The following is a 21625-nucleotide window of genomic DNA, read 5'->3' on the forward strand; positions in this document are numbered from 1 at the left end:
CTGCATGGATAAGATGGTTCATCCACCTACGCAAAAGAAATTTTCGGTGAGCAGGCTGGCGGCACTGGAGAATAGACGCTATTGTTCATCCCGCATTGGGCAACGGGGATGGGGTAAAGATGAGGCCGAAATATTCGGGAAAAACGACTGCGTCGGTACTTGCAGTCTTGCTTATATTTGCGGTACCCGGCGTTGGCGCCGCGGCATCGCTGGCGGGAAGCAAAGGCGACATCCATTTCTATCCGTATTTGCCGAAAAGCCCGAAAGACCAGTGCACCATGGCTTACAACGCCTATGTGGCCGCCGGCGGCCATTCGGCCTATGCGACCACGCCCTATGCCCGGATCCGTTCGTTGTACATCATCTGCGGCTCGGGCTTGAATGCACCGTCACAGAAGGCTGCCGAAGAACGGGCGATGAAATCCTGCGAGTCCGCCCGCAGCCATTACAAGGTCATTACAGGGGCGGGCTGCGAAGTTGCGGCATCGAAGTAGGCCGACAAGCATCGGCTTGGGCATTTTTCAAATGGGCGGCGCAAGATGAAATCGACACGCATCAAACGAATTACTGTATCGATGCTTGCCGGCCTGCTCGTATTTACGGCACCCGGTATCGGGGCGGCTGGATCGCTGGCGGGCAGCAAGGGAGACACCCGATTCTGGCCTCCGTTGTCACTGAATCCAAAGGAGCCCTGCACGAAGTCGTACAACGCCTATGTCGCGGCGAGTGGCCACTCGGCCTACGCGACCACATTCTACTCGCGCGTCGACGATCTTTACATCATCTGCGGTGCGCGGCTGAACGCGCCATCTCAGAAGGCCGCGGAAGAGTTGGCGTTGCGAAGCTGTCAGGTTGGCCTGAAAAAGTGGAAGGTTCAGATCGCGAGCGGCGGCTGCAAAATCGCGGCTTCGAAATAGGCTCATTCCTGCCAGACCGGCGCCGCCCGAGACAAACCCGGGAGGCTCCATGTTCGCCAAGATCCTGATCGCCAATCGCGGCGAGATCGCCTGCCGTGTGATCCGCACCGCACGCAGGCTCGGTGTGCGCACCGTCGCCGTCTATTCCGACGCCGATGCCAAGGCCCTGCATGTCGAAATGGCCGACGAGGCAGTGCATATCGGTTCCTCGCCGGTCGGCGAAAGCTATCTGCGCGGCGACAGGATTGTTGCGGCGGCGCTGGCGACCGGCGCCGAAGCAATCCACCCCGGCTACGGCTTCCTCTCGGAAAACCCCGATTTCGTCGACCAGATGGTGGCGGCGGGGCTCACATTCATCGGCCCGTCGGCCGCCTCGATCCGCGCCATGGGGCTGAAGGATGCGGCCAAGCGGCTGATGGAAAAGGCCGGCGTGCCGGTGGTGCCGGGCTATCATGGCGAGGCGCAGGAGATCGTGCTGCTGGCGTCCAAGGCGCGTGAGATCGGCTATCCCGTGCTGATCAAGGCGCGCGCAGGCGGCGGCGGCAAGGGCATGCGCCGCGTCGAACATCCCGAAGATTTTTCGGAAGCGCTGTCAGGCGCACGGCGCGAGGCCAAGGCCGCGTTCGGCGACGACCGCGTGCTGGTCGAAAAATATGTCGACAAGCCGCGCCACATCGAGGTCCAGGTGTTCGGCGACAATTTTGGCAATGCCGTGCATCTCTATGAGCGCGACTGCTCGGCGCAGCGCCGCCACCAGAAGGTGATCGAGGAAGCGCCGGCGCCCGGCATGACGCCGGCGCTGCGCAAGGCGATGACGGAAGCGGCGGTCAAGGCCGCCAAGGCGATCAGCTATTCGGGCGCCGGCACCATCGAATTCATCGTGGATGCCTCGCAAGGGCTGAAGGCCGACCGTTTCTGGTTCATGGAAATGAACACCCGCCTGCAGGTCGAGCATCCCGTCACCGAAATGGTCACCGGCACCGACCTCGTCGAATGGCAGTTGCGCGTAGCCGCCGGCGAAAAGCTGCCGAAGACGCAGAGCGAAATCACGCTTTCCGGCCACGCCTTCGAGGCGCGCATCTATGCCGAGGACGCGGCGAAAGGGTTTCTGCCGGCGACCGGCACACTGCACCACCTGAGATTTCCCGACAAAGCTCCCGAAGGCGCCACGATGCGCATTGAAACCGGCGTGCGGGCCGGCGATGCGATCTCGCCCTTCTACGATCCGATGATCGCCAAGCTGGTCGTCCACGCCAAGGACAGGCAGGCGGCACTCGATGCGCTCGGGACTGCGTTGTCGCAGACCGAGATTGCCGGCTCGACCGTCAACACCGCGTTTCTCGCGGCACTTGCCGCGGACGCCGATTTTTCGGCCGGTGATGTCGATACCGGCCTGATCGGCAGGCATCAGGAAGCGCTGACCGCGGTCGCCCCGCCGAGCTGCGGGATCGTTGCCGCGGCGGCCCTTGCCGCGGCGGGCGCCAGTGCCTTGCCGCCGTCGAACGATCCGTGGTCGTCGCTTGCCGGCTATGCGCATTTCCACAGCGTTGCGCGCCGCACGCGCCTGCGCCATGGCGAGGACGATATACTGGCGCGTGTTTCAGTGCGGCCGGACGGGCGCTTCGAGGTGGCGCTGGACGCGCCCTATGACAGCGTCCATTCGCATGATCTTCGCGCCGCCCCTCGCCTTGCCCGCTGGCCAGGCCACGTCACCGTGTTCGAAGGCGCGGTCGGCTACAGTTTCCTCGTCCCGGATCCGCTGGCGCGCACCGACGAGGCGGCCGCCGCTTCCGGCAGCCTGCGCGCGCCGATGCCAGGCGTGGTCAAGCTGGTGCGCGCGGCAAAGGGCGAAAGGGTGATCAAGGGCCAGCCGCTGTTGATCCTGGAAGCGATGAAGATGGAGCACACGATCGCGGCCAGCCATGACGGCGTGATCGCGGAAATCGCCACCGAGGGCGCGCAGGTCACCGACGGAACGGTGCTGGTGCGCTTCGTTGACGAGGCTGCATAGCCGAGGCTTGAACGAAAAATGGCCGGGACAAGCCCGGCCATTGCCATGAGTACGCGGACGATTACTGCGCGATTGGCGCGTATTTGCCGTCATGCCACTGGTTGATGTCGTAGCTGGCGTTCTTCAGATCGCCCTTCTCATCAAAGGTCACGTCGCCGACCACGGTGCTGAAAGGCGTGCCGTTCTTCAGCGCTTCGGCTACCTTGACCGGATCGTCCGTTCCGGCGCGCTTGACGCCCTCTGCAAACGCCTGAACGACGGCGTAGGAGAACAGCGTAAAGCCTTCCGGCACGAAGCCGCCCGCCTTGATCTTGGCGATGGCCTCCTTGGCTTCCGGCTTGGCCTGCGGGTCCGACGGGAAGACGAACAGGGTGCCTTCACCGGCGGGGCCGGCGACCTGCCAGAATTCCGGCGAGGCGATCGAGTCCGGCATGATCAGCTGGAACTTGACGCTCTGCTCGGCCGACTGACGCAGGATAAGCCCGGCTTCCGGGTGATAGCCGCCGAAATAGACAACGTCGGCCTTGAGGTCCTTCAGCTTGGTGACGAGAGCCGAATAATCCTTCTCGCCGGCATTGATGCCTTCATAGTCGATCTCCTTGAGGCCACCGGCATTCATCGTCGCCTTCACGGCATCGGCAACGCCCTGACCGTAGGCGCTCTTGTCATGCAGGATAACGACATTCTTGCCGGCATATTTCTTGGCGATCCACGGGCCAATGAAGGCGCCCTGCGCGTCGTCACGCGTATAGAGACGCATGATCGTCGGCCAGCCGGCCTTGGCGGCGGCATCGGTCAGCTCGGGATTTGAAGAGGCCGGGCTCATCATCAGCGCGCCGGCCTCGGCGTAGACGGCGGAAGCCGGGATGCTCGAACCTGAACAGGCATGGCCGTCAATAAACTTGACGCTGTTGGCAACGATCCGGTTGGCCACCGAAACCGCCTGCTTGGGATCGCACTGGTCGTCCTCGATGTCGAGCTTGATCATCGAGCCGTTGACACCGCCGGCGGCGTTGATCGCGTCGGCGGCTGCCGTTGCGCCCTGCTTGAACTGGTCGCCGATCGTGGCGAGCTGTCCGGTCATCGGGCCGACCACCGAAATGGTGATGTCATCGGCAAAGGCAACCGGCGCGCTCATCATCAGGCCAAATACGGCCGCGCTCAAAATACCCATTTTTTTCATGGTGATAGAACTCCTCCCACACTCGCGCAGCCGCTCTGGCCGCGCTTCTTTCCGAAGGCGGGACAATTTCATCCTTCATTGGGCCTGTCTAGGCGCATCGGCGCCGCTCGATTGGGCCTCATCAACGCAAAAAGCCACGCCAGCCTGTTCCGGCCGGTCGTGGCTTTTTGCTCGTAGCAGTCCCCATGCGCCCCCGCGCCACGAAAACCTGCCCGCCGTCCCCATTGTGCACGACTGGACCGTGCCGGCCTGCCGCGTTCTTGTTCTTTCATGGTCGGCCGTCTTGTCGCGGCCTTGTCGTTTCACCGGTTCCGACCGTCTTTGCGGTCTTGATCCCGGGGCTTCCCTGTTTTCGATAATCTGCCTGCGATAATCTGCTCGCGATCTCAGTGCATCGTCATCCATTCGCGGGCTTCGCGCAGCGCCTTGGCGATCTCGACCTTGGACATTGCGGCCGACAGTTCCGAGCGCAGTTCCGCGGCGCGGACCGAGCCCTTGATGGCGGCGATGTTGAACCATTTGTGGGCGGCAACGACATCGGTCTCGCAATCGCGGCCGGTCGCATACATCATGCCCAGTTCGAAAAGAATGTCGGCCTGGGCAGTTGCCCCCATGGCGCCGAAGCCGGCTTCAAGCATTTCAAAACGTGCCATTTTATTCCCCTGTCTGGCTCCCGAGAGCGGGCCTCTTCTGTCCCCCGGTGTTCCCTGGGGAGCCGCTCTTTCGATGTTTCCGAGAATGAGGCCGAGCCTTGAATCCGTCGTTAAATGGCGTGCTTAATTTGGAGAAAACAAAGCTAAAACAAGAGGTAAACGCGGAAATTCGTTAAGGATACAAAGTCAGCAATCCCGCCGTTTCTCGACCGATTTGACGAAAATTTGCAAGGCGCCGATCAACACTCTGCTAACCACGCGAACCAAAGCCAACGCCTCGATCGTTTCATTTCCACGGGCTGCACTCTCCCGACCCCGCATGAAAATTGCGAAACCTTCCGTCGCGGCACGCTTTTGTTTTGCCGGGAGCTGGATTAGCTTACGTTTGCGTAAGGGGCAGAGAGGCGGCTGCCCCATCTAAACCAGGGAGGACAGATATGTTTCGCAAAGTGAGCTTGGCCCTGGCGGCCGCCGTGATGATGGCTGGTGCGGCTTGGGCCGATCCGATCGAAGGCAATTGGAAGACACAAGCCGGCGACACAGCAGTTATCGGCGGCAGCGGTTCATTCTCCATCACCCTGAAGACCGGCAAATATGCCGGGAAGACCATCGGTTCGCTCAAGGCGGCCGGGGCCAACAAATATGCCGGCAACATCACCGATCCGGCAAACGACAAGACCTATTCGGGCAAGGCAACACTGTCGGGCACCTCGCTCAAAATGAGCGGCTGCGTGCTCGGCGGGCTGATCTGCAAGAGCCAGACCTGGCACAAGCTCTGATCTTGCTGCTTTGAGTTGACCAACGGGGCCTTCACAGACCCCGTTTTCTTTTGCAGGACGGTCCGCGCCATAGCGACGACCGTGCCGTTTGCGGCGGCGCAAACCCGAACCGACGCTCTCTCTAAGACCTCGTCAATCACTTTGAACCGCAGATGAACGTCGGCATCAGCGCCGGTTCAGTCGCATCAGGGCATTTTGATGGCGTGTTCAAGGAGACACTACGCAAATGCTCGCTCGCCGCTTCACCATCGTCTGCCTGTTGATGAGCCTGTTCGGGATGCTCTTCGCCATCCTCGTGGCCGAATCCGGCCGCTCTGCCCGTTCCTGGGATGCAGCCAGTTCCTGCCAATTCGATTGCATGAACCATTTTCGCCCCTGAGACGACAAAGACATAGATCCAAACAGAAAAGCAAAAGCCATGAACCGCATCGCCATCAACGCCCTCCAGACCCTTCGGCTCCTGCCGCGGGCGGCGCTCGTTCTGGTCGTGCTGTCGGCGCCGGTCCTGGCCATGCCGATGATGCGGGCCAATGCCGACACGACGATCGACGCGCCGGCGACGAAGAAGCATGGCGTCGGCTTTGTCTTGCTGGTCAGTCTGCAGCGCGGCTAGTGCCGGTATTAAGGTGGTGCCGGCCTGCAAGTGGCGGCCTTGGTGCTCACATGCTTCGAGTACGCTCCGCTCCGGTTCTCGAAGCCAACCAGTTTGGTCGCTTCGCGCCCGTCCTCGACTCCGGCTCAGCCTTACCTGAATCTCAGCACACCTTGGGCGTGGACGAATAAATCGACCACTTGGCGGCCACCCTCCCCTCCCAAGTGCGGCCTCAAGTCTCTATATTGAGCCATGGAAAAGCGAATCTACCCACAAGCTATCGAATCGGTCGTCATGCCGGAGCCTTTCGGCAAGCAGAGCTTTGACGACGCCAAAAAGGCCGTGGCCGCCTTGCAGGTGCTCTACGACCGCAACACCAAGTTTCTGCGCGACTCCTTTGCCACGCTTGCCGCCGGCGGCGACGAAAGCAAGCGCTACCGCGCCTTCTACCCGGAGATCGGCGTCACCACCAATTCGTTCACCCAGATCGACTCGCGCCAGGCCTACGGCCACATGCCGACCCCCGGGCATTTCTCGACCACCATCACCCAGCCGGTGCTGTTCGAACGCTATCTCGTAGAGCAGCTTCGCCTGATCATGCGCAATCACGGCGTGCCGGTAACGGTTTCGGAATCGACCACGCCGATCCCGCTGCATTTCGCGTTCCTTGAAGGAACCCATGTCGATGGCGCCGCCGCCGACCGCATCAAACGGCCGATCCGCGACCTGTTCGACGTGCCGGATCTTGACGGCACCGACGACCAGATCGCCAACGGCACCTTCGAGGTCGCGTTCGGCGAACCAAGGCCGCTGGCGCCGTTCACGGCGCAGCGCATCGACTATTCGCTGCACCGCATGACGCACTACACGGCGACCAGCCCGCAGCATTTCCAGAACTTCGTGCTGTTCACCAACTACCAGTTCTACATCGACGAGTTCGTCGCCCGCGCGCGGGCCCAGATGGCTGAAGGCGGCCACGGCTATACCGAATTCGTCGAACCGGGCAATGTCATCACCAAGGCAGGGCAAAACGCACCCAGCGAAGGCGTGGCGGCGCCGCGCCTGCCTCAGATGCCAGCCTATCATCTGAAGAAGCCGAACCATGGCGGCATCACCATGGTCAACATCGGCGTCGGCCCGTCCAACGCCAAGACGATCACCGACCATGTCGCGGTGCTGCGGCCACATGCATGGCTGATGCTCGGCCATTGCGCCGGCCTGCGCAACACTCAGGCGCTGGGCGACTATGTGCTGGCGCATGCCTATGTCCGGGAAGACCATGTGCTGGACGATGACCTGCCGGTGTGGGTGCCGATACCGCCGCTGGCCGAGATCCAGGTGGCGCTGCAGGAGGCGGTCGCCGAAGTCACCGGACTTTCCGGCTACGATCTCAAGCGCATCATGCGCACCGGCACCGTCGCCACCATCGACAACCGCAACTGGGAACTGCGCGACCAGCGCGGACCGGTGCAGCGGCTGTCGCAGTCGCGCGCCATCGCGCTCGATATGGAATCGGCCACGATCGCCGCCAATGGCTTCCGCTTCCGCGTGCCCTACGGCACGCTGCTTTGCGTCTCCGACAAGCCGCTGCATGGCGAGTTGAAGCTGCCCGGCATGGCGACCGAATTCTACAAGCGGCAAGTGGCGCAGCATCTGACCATCGGCATCAAGGCGATGGAGAAGCTGGCGGAAATGCCGATGGAACGGTTGCATTCGCGCAAGCTGAGAAGCTTTTCGGAGACGGCCTTTCAGTAGACCGGCTTGCCGTAAATGTTTGCCGCGAGGCGTTTCGTCATCTTGATTGGGCCGCATTTCAGCCGATAAAGGCCTGATACCTCGGCAATGTATTACCCGGTCTATGGGCAAAACCCGGTCTGATGGCACGCGTGCGAAAGATGATGGCTTCAATGGCGTTCCTGGCAATGCTCGGCCTCTCGGCCGCGCTTGTAGCCGGGTTCTTTGGCGCACTGCATCCGGCCTTCGATTCCTTCGCCCATTTCCGCATCCATTTTGCCGTGCTGATGGGGCTGATTGCGCTGCCGCTGCTCGCCACCTCGTTTCGCCTGCAGGCGGGCGTGGGCCTGCTGCTGGCCGTGGCCGCCTTCGCCAGCACGTTGAGCACCTTGCCGCGCCTGTGGCCGGTGCAGGCCGCCAATGACGCCGCGCCCGGCAACGAACCGGTCTACCGGCTGCTGCAGATGAACCTGCGTTTCAACAATCCGACACCCAAGAAGGTTCTTTCGCTGATCGCCAGGACCAACCCGGACGTGATCACGCTCGACGAAGTATCGGCCATGTGGGCGACCGAACTCGGCTATATCGAGAACGCCTATCCCTATCGCATCCTGTGCGCCCATCCCGACGGCGTGTGGGGCGTGGCGCTTTTGTCCCGGCGACCCTTTGCGGCCGGCACCGAGCCGCATTGCGAACCGCGCGGCGCGATGGCGGCCGCCACCGTCGATTTCGGCGGCACTCCGGTCGATGTCGCGGCGATCCATTTGAGCTGGCCGTGGCCGAAGGAACAATACTGGCAGATCGGCGAGTTGACCGAGACGCTCACCTCGCTCGGCGAGACGGCGATCATGGCCGGCGACTGCAATGCCGTGCCGTGGAGCGCCGCGGTACGGCGCGTTGCCTCGCTCGGCGGACTGACCGTGATGCCGTCGGCCGGACCGACCTGGATCCACCGGACCCTGCCCGATTTCCTGCGGCGCTATGTGGGCCTGCCGATCGACCAGGTGTTTTCGAAGGGCGGGGTGACCATCCTGTCGTCGACGCAGATGGAAGAGACCGGCTCCGACCATCTGCCGGTGATGGTGGAATTTTCATTGATGCGCGACGAGACCAAGCCGGTCGACGAGGATTCTACCGCGACTGTGTCGCTGATCCAGCCCAGCATGGGCGGCTAGATCGTACGCCACGGGGCTTACGGTTTCACAAGCCTACCAAGGCCTCGATGATGCGCTCGACATGGCCGCCTTCACTGTGCTCGCGCGCGTCGAACGCGATCTGTTTTGCCTCATAGAGCTTGGAAGTGGCTTGCAAGCGCCGCGTGGCTTCGACGCGCGTTTTGTTGCATTGCGGATCGTTGGCAAATTTCAGGCCGCGAACCGACCGCTCGGCAGCCTGCATCATCTGCCCGGCGATACGGCCATGGGTTCCTTCATGAGCGAGAACGCCTGTGAAAAACCGGTTCCAGCGTTTGCGCAGCGCCGGCGTGACGGCCGAGGCGACGCGCGGGTAGGTGTAGGCGATGTTGAGCGTTCCATTGGCCTGGCGCAGGCGGCAGACGCCGTTGACCTGACCCACGTCCAGGCTCCAGTCGGCGGTGTAGCTTGTCTGCGCGATGGCGTGGGTCATGAAACCGTGCTTGGGGCCCCTGCGGTTCATGGCGATAACCAGACCGGCACCTGTCGTGCCGGTGATGTCATAGGTTCGCGTCTTGACGACGGTTTTCACCCCCGCCGACGCCATCCCGACGACGCCGCAGGCCGCGCTTACGACGGCGACGCAAAACAAGACCACCACGCGCATGCCATTTTCCCCATGGACGCGGCAATGAGACCACAAGCAGACGACGGTTTCAACAATCTTTGGCGCCGAGCGCCTTACATGCCTTGGTAAACCCGGCCATCGCCGCCATTTTTGCTGGTTGAGACGGCCCCGGTCGGTGAGGCTCACATGCCCTGATAGACCGGGCCTTCGCCGCCTTGTGGCGGCACCCAGTTGATGTTCTGGTTGGGATCCTTGATGTCGCAGGTCTTGCAGTGCACGCAGTTCTGCGCGTTGATGACGAAACGCACATCCTTGTCAGACGGATCGGCGGCGGCGTTGCCGTCCTTGTCGACCCATTCGTAAACACCGGCCGGGCAATAGCGGGTCGAAGGCCCGGCAAAGACATCATGCTCGGAACGCTTCTGCAACTCCATGTCGCCGACGATGAGATGCACCGGCTCGTTTTCCTCGTGATTGGTGTTGGACAGGAACACCGAGGACAGGCGGTCGAAGGTCAGCACGCCGTCCGCTTTGGGATAGGCGATCTTCTTGTGCTTGGCCGCGGGCTCAAGCGTGGCATAATCGGCCTTGCCATGTTTCAGCGTGCCGAAGGGCGAGAAGCCGAACAGCGTGTTCAGCCACATGTCGAGACCACCGAGGCCGACGCCGATAATGGTGCCGAAGCGCGACCAGAGCGGCTTGACGTTGCGGACCTTCTTCAAATCCTTGCCGATATCGGTCGCGCGCCAGGCGTCCTCATAAGACGACAGTTCGTCATTGGCGCGGCCGGAGCCGATCGCTTGCGCGACATGCTCGGCCGCCAGCATGCCGGACAGCACCGCATTGTGCGAACCCTTGATGCGCGGCACGTTGACGAAGCCCGCCGCACACCCCATCAGCACGCCGCCGGGGAAGGAGAGTTTCGGCACCGACTGCCAGCCGCCTTCGGTAATGGCGCGCGCGCCGTAGCCGATGCGCTTGGCGCCCTCGAAGGTGCGCGATATCGCCGGATGCGTCTTGAAGCGTTGGAATTCCTCGAAGGGCGACAGCCAGGGGTTCTTGTAGTTGAGATGCAGGACGAAGCCGACCGCGACCTGGTTATCCTCGAGGTGGTAGAGGAAGGAGCCGCCGCCTGTCTTCAGGTCGAGCGGCCAGCCGAAGGAGTGCTGCACCAGGCCCGGCCGGTGGTTCTCGGGCTTGACCTGCCACAGCTCCTTGAGGCCGATGCCGTATTTGCCGGGCTCACGGCCGTCGGACAGTTTGTATTTTGCGATCAGCTGCTTGGACAGCGAACCGCGCGCGCCCTCGCCGATCAGCACGTATTTGCCCATCAGCGCCATGCCCGGCGCAAAGCCCGGGCCATGTGTGCCGTCTTTTTCGACGCCCATGTCGCCGGTGATGACGCCCGTGACGGCGCCGGCATCGTTGTAGACGAGGCTGACGGCAGCAAAGCCCGGATAGATTTCGACGCCTAGCGCTTCAGCCTTGGTTGCCAGCCAGCGGCAGACATTGCCGAGCGAGACGATGTAGTTGCCGTGATTGCTCATCAGCGGCGGCATCAGGATATTGGGCAGACGGAACGAGCCGGCGGGGCCGAGCACCAGGAAATCGTCGGCCGTAACCGGCGTCTTGAAGGGGTGGCCATCTTCCTCGCGCCAGCCCGGCAACAGGCGGTCGACGCCTATGGGATCGACGACGGCGCCTGACAGAATGTGGGCACCAACCTCGCCGCCCTTTTCCAACACCACGACGGAAAGCTCGGGATTGACCTGCTTGAGACGGATCGCTGCGGCAAGGCCCGCCGGGCCGGCCCCGACGATGACCACGTCGAATTCCATGCTCTCGCGTTCGATCTCGCTCATCAACCCCTCCGCTCTGGCCAACCGTTTCCGGCATTTTGCTGGCTCCTGCGCTGCATAGCGCATCAATCCGCGACAGGAAACCGGCGCTGACGTGACAATGCCGATTTCGACAAAAAGTCGCGGATGACAACTCTGCCGCAAGCGTTTTGCGCGCGGCCGCGCTCAGCGTCCCATATTTTAATTGTTCGACGGCTCTCTTATCGGCCATACTTATTTCCATGCGCACGCCGTCCGGCTATTCATTGACGCGCTTCCCCCTTCCGCCCGGCCGGACCTGCCGAGCGATCCTTCTCGCCCTTTCAATGCTTACGCCGGTTCGCGCTCAGGCCGAGCCGGTGAAGGTGTGGGCGACCGGCGCCTATTCCTTTTCCGACGAGCTTGGCGGTTTCCACATCACCGGCGCCTCGGGCACCGGCACCAAGGAAGATCCGTTGGTCATCTCCGAGGAGCTGAATTCGTCAACGCCGGTGACGCTCACCATCCGCACCACCAAACCGATCCAGCCGTTCAGCACCAACGGCGAATTCGCCAACGGCATCCTGTACATGCGTATCGAGGTTCTCAACAACAGCGGCCAGGCCTGGGTCGAATTCCAGTTCGAGCTGCAGGAGATACTCAACCAGCCGAGCGTGTTCGGCGACGGCCTGTCCTTCGACCAGCGCAACAAGACGCCCGACAACATCCTGTCGAGCGCGTACGCCGATTTCGACCGCGATTTCGAACCCTATGACCGGCTCTTGTTCAAGAGTGGACAGATCGACCCGCTGAAGAGGGGACGCTTCGAGTTTCTGATCACCGACTACACGCCGCGCTGGACGTTCTATCTGGTGCAGGATCCGCGGATACCGACGGGGTAAGCGGCAGACGCCGTGAAAATCGCCACGAAATGCCCTTCGTGATTGGCGAAAGCCGACGAGCGCGTAATGTCCCTCCTCGAGGGGGGAGATTACTAACCGCCCAACCTTGCAAATCGTCTCTCGGCGGACGAATGTGCCCGGCATGACTGCCGCCTCCCCCAACAACCGATCCGACCTGGCCGAGTTGCTCGCCTTCTACGCCTCTGCCGGCGTCGACGAAGCGTTGGAGGACGCGCCGGTGAACCGGTTTGCCGGGGCAGCACCGAAGCGCCCCGAGCGCACAACGGCGCCTGCCGCGCCGCCTCGCGAAAACAAGTTTCCGGAACAAGCCGCCGCCAGCCCCGGGCTGGACGCAAGCCGGGTGCCGGACGCGCCGGCGCGTTCCGTTCCGGCCATGGCGACGGTGCCCGACGAGGCACAGGCGGCCCTGGCCCGGCAAATGGCGGCAAGTGCCTCGACGCTCGACGAACTGCGCCAGCACATGGCGTCGTTCGATGGCTGCAACCTCAAATTCACCGCCAAGAACCTGGTCTTTGCCGACGGCAATCCGGAAGGTTCGGTGATGTTGGTCGGCGAGGCGCCCGGCCGCGACGAGGATATTGAGGGCCTGCCCTTCGTCGGCCGCTCGGGCCGGCTGCTCGACCGCATGCTGGCGGCGATCGGGCTTGACCGGACTTCGGTCTATATCGCCAACGTCATTCCCTGGCGGCCACCCGGCAACCGCACGCCGACGCCGCACGAGACCGAAATCTGCCGTCCCTTCATCGAGCGGCACATAGAGCTGGTCAATCCCAAGGTGCTGGTCAATCTCGGTGGCCCTTCGGCCAAGACCTTGCTCAACACGAGCGAAGGCATCTTGCGCCTGCGCGGCAACTGGCGCGTCCACACCACGGCTTCCGGCATTGCCATTCCGGCCATGCCGACGCTGCACCCGGCCTATCTCTTGCGAACCCCTGCGCACAAGAAACTGGCGTGGCGAGATTTTCTCGAGGTGAAAGCGAAGTTGCGAGAGGTGGGCTAGCTAGCTGATCTCCCCCTTGAGGGCCCTTGGAGGGGGAGATGTCGCCGAAGGCGACTTCCGTAAGAAGGTCGCATCCCGTCGAACCCCTTCTGGCCTGCCGGCCATCTCCCCCTCAGAGGGGGAGAAGATTTCGCCTCGGCCTCCGCTATAACCTCCGACGTAATTGAAATCCCTCTCCCGCCGCCTTAATCCCGCCCGATGACAACAGCCCAAACCTCCGCCGGCAGCCTGATCCGCGAATGGCGCACGCGCCGGCGCATGAGCCAGCTTGATCTCGCAATGGAGGCTGAGATTTCCCAGCGTCATCTCTCCTTCGTCGAAAGCGGCCGCGCCGCGCCCTCGCGCGAGATGGTGCTGCATCTGGCCGAGCAGCTTGAGATTCCGCTGCGGCAGCGTAATCAGCTGTTGCTGGCTGCCGGCTTTGCCCCGAGCTTCAGCGAGCGGCCACTCACAGATACGACTCTGGCGCCGGCGCTTGCCGCGGTCGAGAGCGTGCTCAAAGGGCATGAGCCGTTCCCCGCCCTCGCCGTCGACCGGCACTGGAACCTGATATCCGCCAATGCCGCCATCGGCCCGTTTCTGGCCGATGTTGCCGAGCCGTCGCTGCTCCAGCCGCCGGTCAATGTGCTGCGCCTCAGCCTGCACCCGAACGGCATCGCACCGCGCATCGTCAATCTCGCGGAATGGCGGGCGCATCTGCTGGAGCGGCTGAAACACCAGAACGATGCCGCCGGCGATCCCGTCCTGGTCGAGCTGGAGCGCGAATTGCGAACCTATCCGTCCGGGCTCAAGGGTGCGCGGCCGGTGCCGGTCGAGCCCAACGGCATCGTCCATCCGCTGCGGCTGGCGCATGGCGACCAGGTGCTGTCCTTCATCAGCACCATCACCGTCTTCGGCACGCCGCTTGACGTGACGCTGTCGGAACTGGCGATCGAGTCTTTCTTCCCGGCCGACGAGCAGACGCGAGCGGTGCTGGTGCGGCTGGCGAAGGAACGTGCGGAAGCTAGCTGAGCAACCCCGCGGACCTCCTCACCCCTGTGGTGGCGCTGCCTTGCGCGTTCGGGTGCGTTCCAGGCCGAGTTGGCGCTCGCGCCAGATGATGAAGATGCCGGCGGCAACGACGATCACACCGCCGACGAGCGTGTTGATGGTGGCAATATCGCCAAAGGCGAAATAGCCGACGACGACGCCGAGGATCATCGAGGTGTATTCGAACGGCGCCACCACCGAAGCTTCGGCATGGCGGTACGCCGCCGTCATCAAAATCTGCGCCAGCCCGCCACAGAACCCTGCTGCGACCAGCAGACCGGCCTGCAGCGGCGTCAGCGCCTGCCAGCCGAAGGGCAGCGTAAGCAGCGCCATGACACTCGCCGTCGCCGAGAACCACAACACGATGGTCGCTGTTCGTTCAGTCTGGACAAGATTGCGCACGAGCAGGATGGCATTGGCGGAGATTGCTGCAGAAACAAGAGCAGCGATGACGCCCAGCACCTCCTGGTCGCCGAGCGCGACGCCCGACGTGAGCAGCGTCAGCTCCGGCCAGGAGATGATCAGCACGCCGACCAGACCGACCGCAACCGCGCTCCAGCGATAGACGCGAATGGCTTCGCCGAGGAATAGCGAGGAGAACACCACCACCAGCAAAGGCTGGGCATAGTTCAGCGTGATCGCCTCAGGCAGCGGCAGCCGGGTCAGCGCAAAGAAGCCGAGCCCCATGGCGCAAACGCCGACGACACCGCGCGCAATGTGGTTCAGCGGGCGTTTGGTGGCGAACGCCGTACCGAGTTTTCTCTTGAAGGCCAGGAAGGCGATGATCGGGAAGATGGCGAAGAAGGAGCGGAAGAAGACGATCTGGCCGGCCGGCAAAGTGCCGGCGGCCTTGATGCAGGTTTGCATGCCGACAAAGACCGCCACCGACATGACCTTGAGCATGATCCCGGTGAGAACATTAGAGCGCCGCGCGTCGTCTTCGACGCGCAAAGGACGCTCTGACACTTTAAATCTGCGCATCGTGCTTTCCAAAAATCGACATCGATTATTGGGCCGATGCGCGCCGGGATGATCGGACAGTTTCCCGCCCGCTTCGTCTCCAGGCCCGGCTTTCACTGTTTTGTTGCTTCCCGGATCTCCGCTGAGATGCGCGTCGAACGACGCGGTACACAGGCGCCCATTCCGAACTTCGATGTGACGACGGTCATCAAGGCCTCACGATAATGGCGGAAGGGGAACGCCCCGAATAGGCATTGGCGCAGTTTTGTCGAGTGACCGTTTCGTGTAAAGAGCGCGCAACTTTAGATTTAATGGGCCATGACACGTCAGCGGCTCCGATAGCGACAGGGAAACCCAAGGGAATGCGAACCGATACCGGCCAGGTCTTCAAGCTCGAAGACTACCGCCCCAACGACTTTTCCATCCCGCAAACCGGCCTCACCTTCCGCCTTTCGCCAGACGCAACGCGTGTCACCGCAGTGCTGACGATCGAACGCCGCGATGGCGCCGCCGCCTGGACGTCGCTGGTGCTGGACGGCGACGGCCTGGTGCTCAAGCGCATTGCCATCGACGGTCGCGAGCTTGCCCCGGCCGAGTATCTCGCCACGCCGGACCAGCTGACCATTTTGAGGCCGCCGCCCCGTTTCCAGCTGCTGCTCGAGACCGAGATCGCGCCGGCCAGCAATGAGGCGCTGATGGGCCTCTACCGCTCCAGCAATGTCTATTGCACGCAATGCGAGGCCGAGGGCTTTCGCCGCATCAGCTATTTCCTCGACCGCCCCGACATCCTGTCGGTCTATACCGTGCGTATCGAGGCGAGGCTGGACGAAGCGCCGCTGTTGCTTTCCAACGGCAATCCGGTCGAAAGCGGCGCGCTTGCCGACGGCTGGCACTTTGCAGTCTGGGACGACCCCTTCCCCAAGCCGTCCTATCTGTTTGCGCTCGTGGCCGGCAATCTCGGCAAGGTTGCGGACAGTTTCGTCACCATGTCCGGGCGCGAGGTCGAACTCGGCATCTATGTCGAGCCAGGCAAGGAGGGGCTTGCCGGCTACGCCATGGATGCGCTGAAGCGCTCGATGCAATGGGACGAGCAGGCCTTCGGCCGCGAATACGACCTCGACGTCTTCAACATCGTCGCCGTTTCCGACTTCAACATGGGGGCCATGGAGAACAAGGGCCTCAATATCTTCAACGACAAATATGTGCTGGCCGACCGGGAAACCGCCACCGATGCCGATTTCGCCAATATCGAGGCGATCATCGCGCATGAGTATTTCCACAACTGGACCGGCAACAGGATCACCTGCCGCGATTGGTTCCAGCTCTGCCTGAAAGAAGGGCTGACGGTTTTTCGCGACCACGAATTCTCCGCCGACCAGCGCTCGCGCGCGGTCAAGCGCATCGCCGAAGTGCGCACGCTCAGGGCACACCAGTTCCCCGAGGACCAGGGACCGCTGGCGCATCCGGTGCGGCCGCGCCGCTACCGCGAGATCAACAATTTCTACACGGCGACCGTCTACGAAAAAGGCTCGGAAGTCGTGCGCATGATCCGCACCATTCTCGGACCTGACACGTTCCGCGCCGGAATGGATCTCTATTTCGAGCGCCATGACGGCGAAGCAGCGACGATCGAGGATTTCCTCAAAGTGTTCGAGGACGCCTCCGGGCGCGATCTGTCGCAATTCGCGCTCTGGTACCACCAGGCGGGCACGCCGAACCTGACCGTCAGTTCGACGCACAATCCGGCCACGCGCGAGTTCACGCTCGAGATCGAGCAGTCGGTGCCGCCGACGCCGTCGGAAAGCCGCAAGCGGCTGATGCACATCCCGCTCGCCTTCGGGCTGGTCGGCGCCGGCGGCGAACCGGTTGCCTATGGCGGCGTCGAGGGCGCCGCCGTCGAGGACGGTGTCATCCATATTCGCAAGCGCCGTCACATGGTGCGCTTCTCAGGCGTTGCCGAGCGGCCGGCGGTGTCGCTCAATCGCGGCTTTTCGGCGCCGATCACGCTTTCGGTCGAGCAGAAGGCCGACGACCAGTTCTTCCTCGCCGGCCATGACAGCGATGCCTTTGCGCGCTGGCAGGCGTTCAACACGCTTTTGACCGATGCGCTGATAGCGGCCTTCCGCCAGATCCTCGGCGGCGCAAAGCCGGCCTTCACCGCCAGGCTGACCGGACTTGCCGGCAAGATCGCCGGCGACGAGACGCTGGAACCCGCTTACCGGGCACTGGCGCTTTCGCTTCCGGGCGAGGCCGACATTGCTCGCGACATCGGCAGGAATATCGACCCCGACGCCATCTTCGCCGCCCGCGAGGCGCTGGCGCTGGCAATCGCGCGCGCCAATCAGCAAACGTTCACCGACCTATACGGCCGCCTCGCCGACGACGGGCCGTTCAGCCCCGACGCGGCAAGTGCGGGACGCCGCGCGCTGCGCAACATCCTGCTCGACTACCTCTCGCTGCTGCCGAAAGGGGCTGCGCTCGCCGCCCGGCATTTCGAGGTCGCGACGAACATGACCGACCGCGCCGCAGCGCTGACCGTCCTTGCGCACCGCCATGACGGTTCGCCGGAGGCGATCAAGGCGCTGGCCGATTTCGAGGCCCGTTATGGCGCCGATCCGCTGGTCATGGACAAATGGTTCCAGATCCAGGCCAGCGTGCCGGGACCCCGGACAGTCGACACGGTACGCGAGCTGACTGGTCACGCAGCTTTCTCGATGGCCAATCCGAACCGGGTGCGCTCGCTGGTCGGCACATTCGCCAGCGCCAACCAGACCGGCTTCCACCGCGCCGATGGCGAAGGCTACCGGTTTTTTACCCAGACCGTACTCGAGGTTGAAAAACGCAATCCGCAAGTGGCGGCCAGGCTGGCGACAGCGCTGCGCTCGTGGCGCTCGCTGGAGCCGGGCAGGCAAGCCAAGGCCAGGGAAGCGCTGCTGGCCATCGCCGGTGCCGAGAACCTGTCGGCGGATTTGCGGGACATTGTGGAGCGAACGCTGGCCTGATCCCTCCCCCTTGAGGGGACGGTGGACAGCCGCCGAAGGCGGATGGACGGGTGGGGTCGTTGCGGCAGTGCGCGACCTCGACCAACTTCGACCGTGATTGAGAGAGTCGAGCGCTTCGCCGAGGACCCCACCCGGCCCTTCGGGCCACCCTCCCCTCAAGGGGAGGGATTTCAGCGTTATTTCAATCAATTTTTAATGTTTTTCGGCCGCGCCTCTGGACAAGGCGAATCACCTTTGATTCTTTACAGACGATTCGGATGTGCGGTGTTGCCGAATCGTCAAGCGTACGGAAATTCGGGGAGTGCCATTTATGGCCAAGGCGGACGCGTGGGGCGCGCCCGAAGGGACGGCTTTTGAGCGGCGCAAGGCGCGAGGCGACGGCCTCGCCGGCAATACGCGGCTCATCGCTGAACCAGCCTACCGGCGGCTCCTGGCTGCCGAACCCCTTCTGCGCCGTTCGATACCGGCTCTCATCATCATCTTCCTGATCGTCATCGCCGCACTGCGCGTGCTGTCGCTGATGAACGAGCGCGACGAGGCCGAGCGCGACGGCAAGGCGGTGCTAGGTCTCGCCGCCGGCCAGATGGCGAACGCAATCTCGGCCGACCCGACCGCGGCATCCAGCGGTGCAATTGATCTTCTGGAAAGCACGAGCCGCCAGGGCGCCATGGGCAGAAGCCATGTGCTTGTGATCACCGACAGCGCCTTCAAGATCATTGCCGTGTCGCCGCTGTCGACCGGCTGGCAAGGGCGATCGCTGGACAGCCTGGTGCTGGACGGCCAGCCGCTGTTCATGTTCGGCGACCGCGCCGGGGTCATGGATGTCAGCATCGGCGGCCAGGACTGGTACGCGGCGGTGAGCCTGACCCGGGACCGCAAGTACGCCGCCGCCGTGCTGGTGCCGCAGGAAGCGGCGTTCGACAACTGGCGCAAGACCGTCTCGCTCAACGTCACGCTGTTTGTGCTGACAGCCGGCGTGCTGATCATCATCCTCTACGCCTATTTCGGCCAGGCATCGCGCGCCCAGACAGCCGACCGCATCTATCTCGAAGCCCATCAGCGCATCGACATGGCGCTGGTTCGCGGTCGCTGCGGCCTGTGGGACTGGGACATGGTGCGCGGCAAGATGTACTGGTCGCGCTCGATGTACGACATGCTGGGCTACGAGCCCTGCAACTCGATGCTGTCGTTCGGCGAGGTCGACGACATCATCCACCCCGAGGACGGCGACCTGTTCGAGCTGGCCAACAAAATCGTCGAGCGCGAGATCGACCATATCGACCAGGTGTTCCGGATGCGTCACGCCGACGGCCAGTGGGTGTGGATGCGCGCCAGGGCCCAGGTGATCGACCCGGAAGCGCCTGAGATCCAGCTGATCGGCATTGCCGTCGACGTCACCGAGCAGCGGCATCTGGCGCTGCGCTCGGAGGCGGCCGACCTGCGCCTGCGGACCGCGATCGAAAACATCAACGAATCCTTCGTGCTGTGGGATGCCGCCCAGCGCCTGATCATGTGCAATTCCAAATACCAGAAGGACAACGGCCTGTCGGACCGCGACGTCATGCCGGGCGCTGCGCGCGCCGTGCTTGAAGAGCGCATGCTGGCCTTCGCCTCTGAACGGCGGCTGGCCAACACCAACGGGCCGCAAGGGGGCGCAACCTTCGAGCGGCAGCTCTCCGACGGCCGCTGGCTGCAGGTCAACGAACTGAGGACCCGGGACGGCGGCACGGTCTCCGTCGGCTCCGACATCACCCAGATCAAGCTGCACCAGGAAAAGCTGGTCGACAGCGAGCGCCGGCTGATGGCGACCATCCACGACCTCAGCCTCGCCCGCCGGGCCGAGGAAGAGCGCGCCAAGGAACTGGTCGAGCTCAACCGCGAATATATGAAGGAAACCGAGCGCGCCGAGGCCGCCAATCGGGCCAAATCCGAATTCCTAGCCAACATGTCGCACGAGCTGCGCACGCCGCTCAACGCCATCATCGGGTTCTCCGAACTGATGGAACAAGGCCTGTTCGGGCCGCTCGGTTCGCCGCGCTACGAGGAATATGCCAACGACATCAACGGCAGCGGCAAATATCTGCTCGGCGTCATCAACGACATACTCGATATGTCGAAGATCGAAGCCGGCCAATTCTCGGTGGACCGCGAGGAAATCGATCTCTGCCCGCTGATCCGCGAGACGGTGCGGGTGATCTCGCTGCAGGCGGCGGAGAAATCGATCACGGTCGAAACCCGCATCGCCGATACGATGACGCTGTTCGCCGACCGCCGGGCGATCAAGCAGATCGCCATCAATCTGCTGTCGAATGCGGTGAAGTTCACCGGTCAGGGCGGCCATATCTCGGTGCGCGCCCGCAACACGTCAGGCGCGCTGGTGCTGACCATCGAGGACAATGGCTGCGGCATTCCGAAGGAGGCACTGAGCAAGCTTGGCCGCCCCTTCGAACAGGTGCAGAACCAGTTTTCGAAGAACCACGCCGGCTCCGGCCTCGGCCTTGCCATCTCGCGCTCGCTGGCCGAGCTGCAGGGCGGCGCGCTGAAAATCCGCTCGACCGAAGGCGTCGGCACGATCGTGTCGGTGCGCATTCCGGTGAAGAAGCCGGCGCTGGCGGTGAAGGCGGCGGCCTGACGGCCCGCCAATGCGAGCGGTGCTCTCCGCCGCGTTCAAGGACTGAGTAGCCCCGGTCATGTAAGGGCTCCGGCGGCTTTCGCCGCCGGAGACATATCGCCATTTCACTCCATGCTGTCGTCGCCGCCGTCCCATTGGTGGTGGCGGCCCATGCGGCCTTTCTTTGGCAGTTCGTTGCGCTCGATCTTGCCGTCATTGTTGCGGTCGAGCATGGCGAACACCTTCTTCTCGCGCCCGGTGATGTCGTCCGTGGTCAGCGTGCCGTCGCCCTTGCTGTCGTAGCGGGCAACTATGCGCTTGGCCATTTCCTCGAACCGCGCCTTCTCCAGCGCGTCAGCGAGCTGGGCGACTGTCAGCTTGCCGCCATTATCGGCGACCAGCTTCTTCAGCCGCGCGTTCATGGCGTCGGAAAACTGGTCGAAGCTGATGGTGCCGTTGGAATCCTTCATCGCCTTGTCGAGGCGCATCATCGCGCCCTCGCGCATTCTGGCGCTGGCATTGTTCTCGGCATAGGCGGTGGTGCCAACGGCGCCGGCAAGCGCGACAAAGGCAAGGGCAAGTCCGGTTGTCTTTCTCATGGGTATCTCCTGTTGCATCGTCACCCCCGATGCGATCCGAAACAGCCGCCAACG

The 21625-nt window shown here is 63.1% G+C and carries 19 protein-coding genes; 12 read left to right on the forward strand and 7 right to left on the reverse strand.

What is annotated here, in order from left to right; translation table 11 throughout:
• Window positions 1-119: 119 nt before the first annotated feature.
• Genes NLY43_RS07520 through NLY43_RS07530 form a run of 3 tightly spaced genes read left to right on the forward strand, consistent with a single transcriptional unit; the run spans window position 120 to window position 2928 of the window.
• On the forward strand, window positions 120-494 hold the full coding sequence (locus tag NLY43_RS07520) for a hypothetical protein (protein ID WP_023670207.1): 375 nt from the start codon (window positions 120-122) through the stop codon (window positions 492-494).
• Between the two features lie 45 nt (window positions 495-539).
• On the forward strand, window positions 540-917 hold the full coding sequence (locus NLY43_RS07525; RefSeq protein WP_023670206.1) for a hypothetical protein: 378 nt from the start codon (window positions 540-542) through the stop codon (window positions 915-917).
• Window positions 918-966: 49 nt separating this feature from the next.
• The gene (locus tag NLY43_RS07530; RefSeq protein WP_023709800.1) at window positions 967-2928 is read left to right on the forward strand and encodes an acetyl/propionyl/methylcrotonyl-CoA carboxylase subunit alpha; all 1962 of its coding nucleotides are present in this window, start codon (window positions 967-969) and stop codon (window positions 2926-2928) included.
• A gap of 61 nt (window positions 2929-2989) precedes the next feature.
• Here NLY43_RS07530 and NLY43_RS07535 read toward each other — a convergent pair whose 3' ends face one another.
• Window positions 2990-4111: an ABC transporter substrate-binding protein gene (locus NLY43_RS07535; protein ID WP_023670204.1), complete on the reverse strand. Its 1122-nt coding sequence runs from the start codon at window positions 4109-4111 to the stop codon at window positions 2990-2992.
• Window positions 4112-4497: 386 nt separating this feature from the next.
• Window positions 4498-4764, reverse strand: a complete 267-nt coding sequence (locus NLY43_RS07540) for an SEL1-like repeat protein (RefSeq protein WP_006199745.1) — start codon at window positions 4762-4764, stop codon at window positions 4498-4500.
• A gap of 437 nt (window positions 4765-5201) precedes the next feature.
• Here NLY43_RS07540 and NLY43_RS07545 point away from each other — a divergent pair, with 437 nt between their 5' ends.
• The gene (locus NLY43_RS07545; protein ID WP_023687258.1) at window positions 5202-5543 is read left to right on the forward strand and encodes a DUF2147 domain-containing protein; all 342 of its coding nucleotides are present in this window, start codon (window positions 5202-5204) and stop codon (window positions 5541-5543) included.
• Between the two features lie 136 nt (window positions 5544-5679).
• Here the strand turns inward: NLY43_RS07545 and NLY43_RS07550 are convergent, their stop codons facing one another.
• Window positions 5680-5910 (reverse strand): hypothetical protein, encoded by a 231-nt coding sequence (locus NLY43_RS07550; protein WP_156935551.1) that lies wholly within the window; start codon window positions 5908-5910, stop codon window positions 5680-5682.
• Window positions 5911-5961: 51 nt separating this feature from the next.
• Between NLY43_RS07550 and NLY43_RS07555 the strand changes: the two genes are divergently transcribed.
• The 3 genes from NLY43_RS07555 to NLY43_RS07565 all read left to right on the forward strand — a co-directional run bounded on the left by NLY43_RS07555 (window position 5962) and on the right by NLY43_RS07565 (window position 9044).
• Entirely contained in the window at window positions 5962-6156 is a 195-nt protein-coding gene (locus tag NLY43_RS07555; protein ID WP_023670200.1) for a hypothetical protein, read from the forward strand.
• Between the two features lie 273 nt (window positions 6157-6429).
• The gene (locus NLY43_RS07560) at window positions 6430-7890 is read left to right on the forward strand and encodes an AMP nucleosidase (RefSeq protein ID WP_023731828.1); all 1461 of its coding nucleotides are present in this window, start codon (window positions 6430-6432) and stop codon (window positions 7888-7890) included.
• Window positions 7891-8030: 140 nt separating this feature from the next.
• A complete protein-coding gene (locus tag NLY43_RS07565; RefSeq protein WP_156933752.1) occupies window positions 8031-9044 on the forward strand; it encodes an endonuclease/exonuclease/phosphatase family protein in 1014 nt (337 codons plus the stop codon).
• A gap of 25 nt (window positions 9045-9069) precedes the next feature.
• Here the strand turns inward: NLY43_RS07565 and NLY43_RS07570 are convergent, their stop codons facing one another.
• Together NLY43_RS07570 and NLY43_RS07575 are read right to left on the reverse strand one after the other, a co-directional pair.
• Complete coding sequence (locus NLY43_RS07570; RefSeq protein WP_348529062.1) at window positions 9070-9816, reverse strand: DUF922 domain-containing protein; 747 nt, start codon at window positions 9814-9816, stop codon at window positions 9070-9072.
• Window positions 9813-11492, reverse strand: coding sequence for an electron transfer flavoprotein-ubiquinone oxidoreductase (locus NLY43_RS07575; RefSeq protein WP_023709803.1), 1680 nt, complete (start codon window positions 11490-11492; stop codon window positions 9813-9815). The genes NLY43_RS07570 and NLY43_RS07575 overlap by 4 nt, the downstream gene beginning before the upstream one ends.
• A gap of 302 nt (window positions 11493-11794) precedes the next feature.
• Between NLY43_RS07575 and NLY43_RS07580 the strand changes: the two genes are divergently transcribed.
• From NLY43_RS07580 to NLY43_RS07590, 3 genes are all read left to right on the forward strand, one after another.
• Window positions 11795-12349, forward strand: a complete 555-nt coding sequence (locus tag NLY43_RS07580) for a hypothetical protein (RefSeq protein ID WP_023698594.1) — start codon at window positions 11795-11797, stop codon at window positions 12347-12349.
• Window positions 12350-12491: 142 nt separating this feature from the next.
• Window positions 12492-13370 carry a uracil-DNA glycosylase gene (locus NLY43_RS07585; RefSeq protein WP_023709804.1) on the forward strand — a complete coding sequence of 293 codons (879 nt, stop codon included), beginning with the start codon at window positions 12492-12494 and terminating at the stop codon, window positions 13368-13370.
• 198 nt (window positions 13371-13568) lie between these two features.
• On the forward strand, window positions 13569-14381 hold the full coding sequence (locus NLY43_RS07590) for a helix-turn-helix domain-containing protein (protein WP_023702177.1): 813 nt from the start codon (window positions 13569-13571) through the stop codon (window positions 14379-14381).
• 18 nt (window positions 14382-14399) lie between these two features.
• On the opposite strand, the gene NLY43_RS07595 is transcribed toward NLY43_RS07590, so the two are convergent.
• Entirely contained in the window at window positions 14400-15302 is a 903-nt protein-coding gene (locus tag NLY43_RS07595; RefSeq protein ID WP_245263951.1) for a DMT family transporter, read from the reverse strand.
• A 419-nt stretch (window positions 15303-15721) separates the two neighbouring features.
• On the opposite strand from NLY43_RS07595, the gene pepN reads away from it, so the two are divergent.
• Entirely contained in the window at window positions 15722-18361 is a 2640-nt protein-coding gene (gene pepN / locus NLY43_RS07600; RefSeq protein WP_023709805.1) for an aminopeptidase N, read from the forward strand.
• A gap of 310 nt (window positions 18362-18671) precedes the next feature.
• Window positions 18672-20993 (forward strand): PAS domain-containing sensor histidine kinase, encoded by a 2322-nt coding sequence (locus NLY43_RS07605; RefSeq protein WP_023702180.1) that lies wholly within the window; start codon window positions 18672-18674, stop codon window positions 20991-20993.
• A gap of 104 nt (window positions 20994-21097) precedes the next feature.
• On the opposite strand, the gene NLY43_RS07610 is transcribed toward NLY43_RS07605, so the two are convergent.
• Window positions 21098-21571 carry an EF-hand domain-containing protein gene (locus NLY43_RS07610; RefSeq protein WP_023702181.1) on the reverse strand — a complete coding sequence of 158 codons (474 nt, stop codon included), beginning with the start codon at window positions 21569-21571 and terminating at the stop codon, window positions 21098-21100.
• Window positions 21572-21625 lie beyond the last annotated feature (54 nt).

Source organism: Mesorhizobium sp. C416B, from assembly GCF_030323165.1.
Lineage (GTDB): Bacteria > Pseudomonadota > Alphaproteobacteria > Rhizobiales > Rhizobiaceae > Mesorhizobium.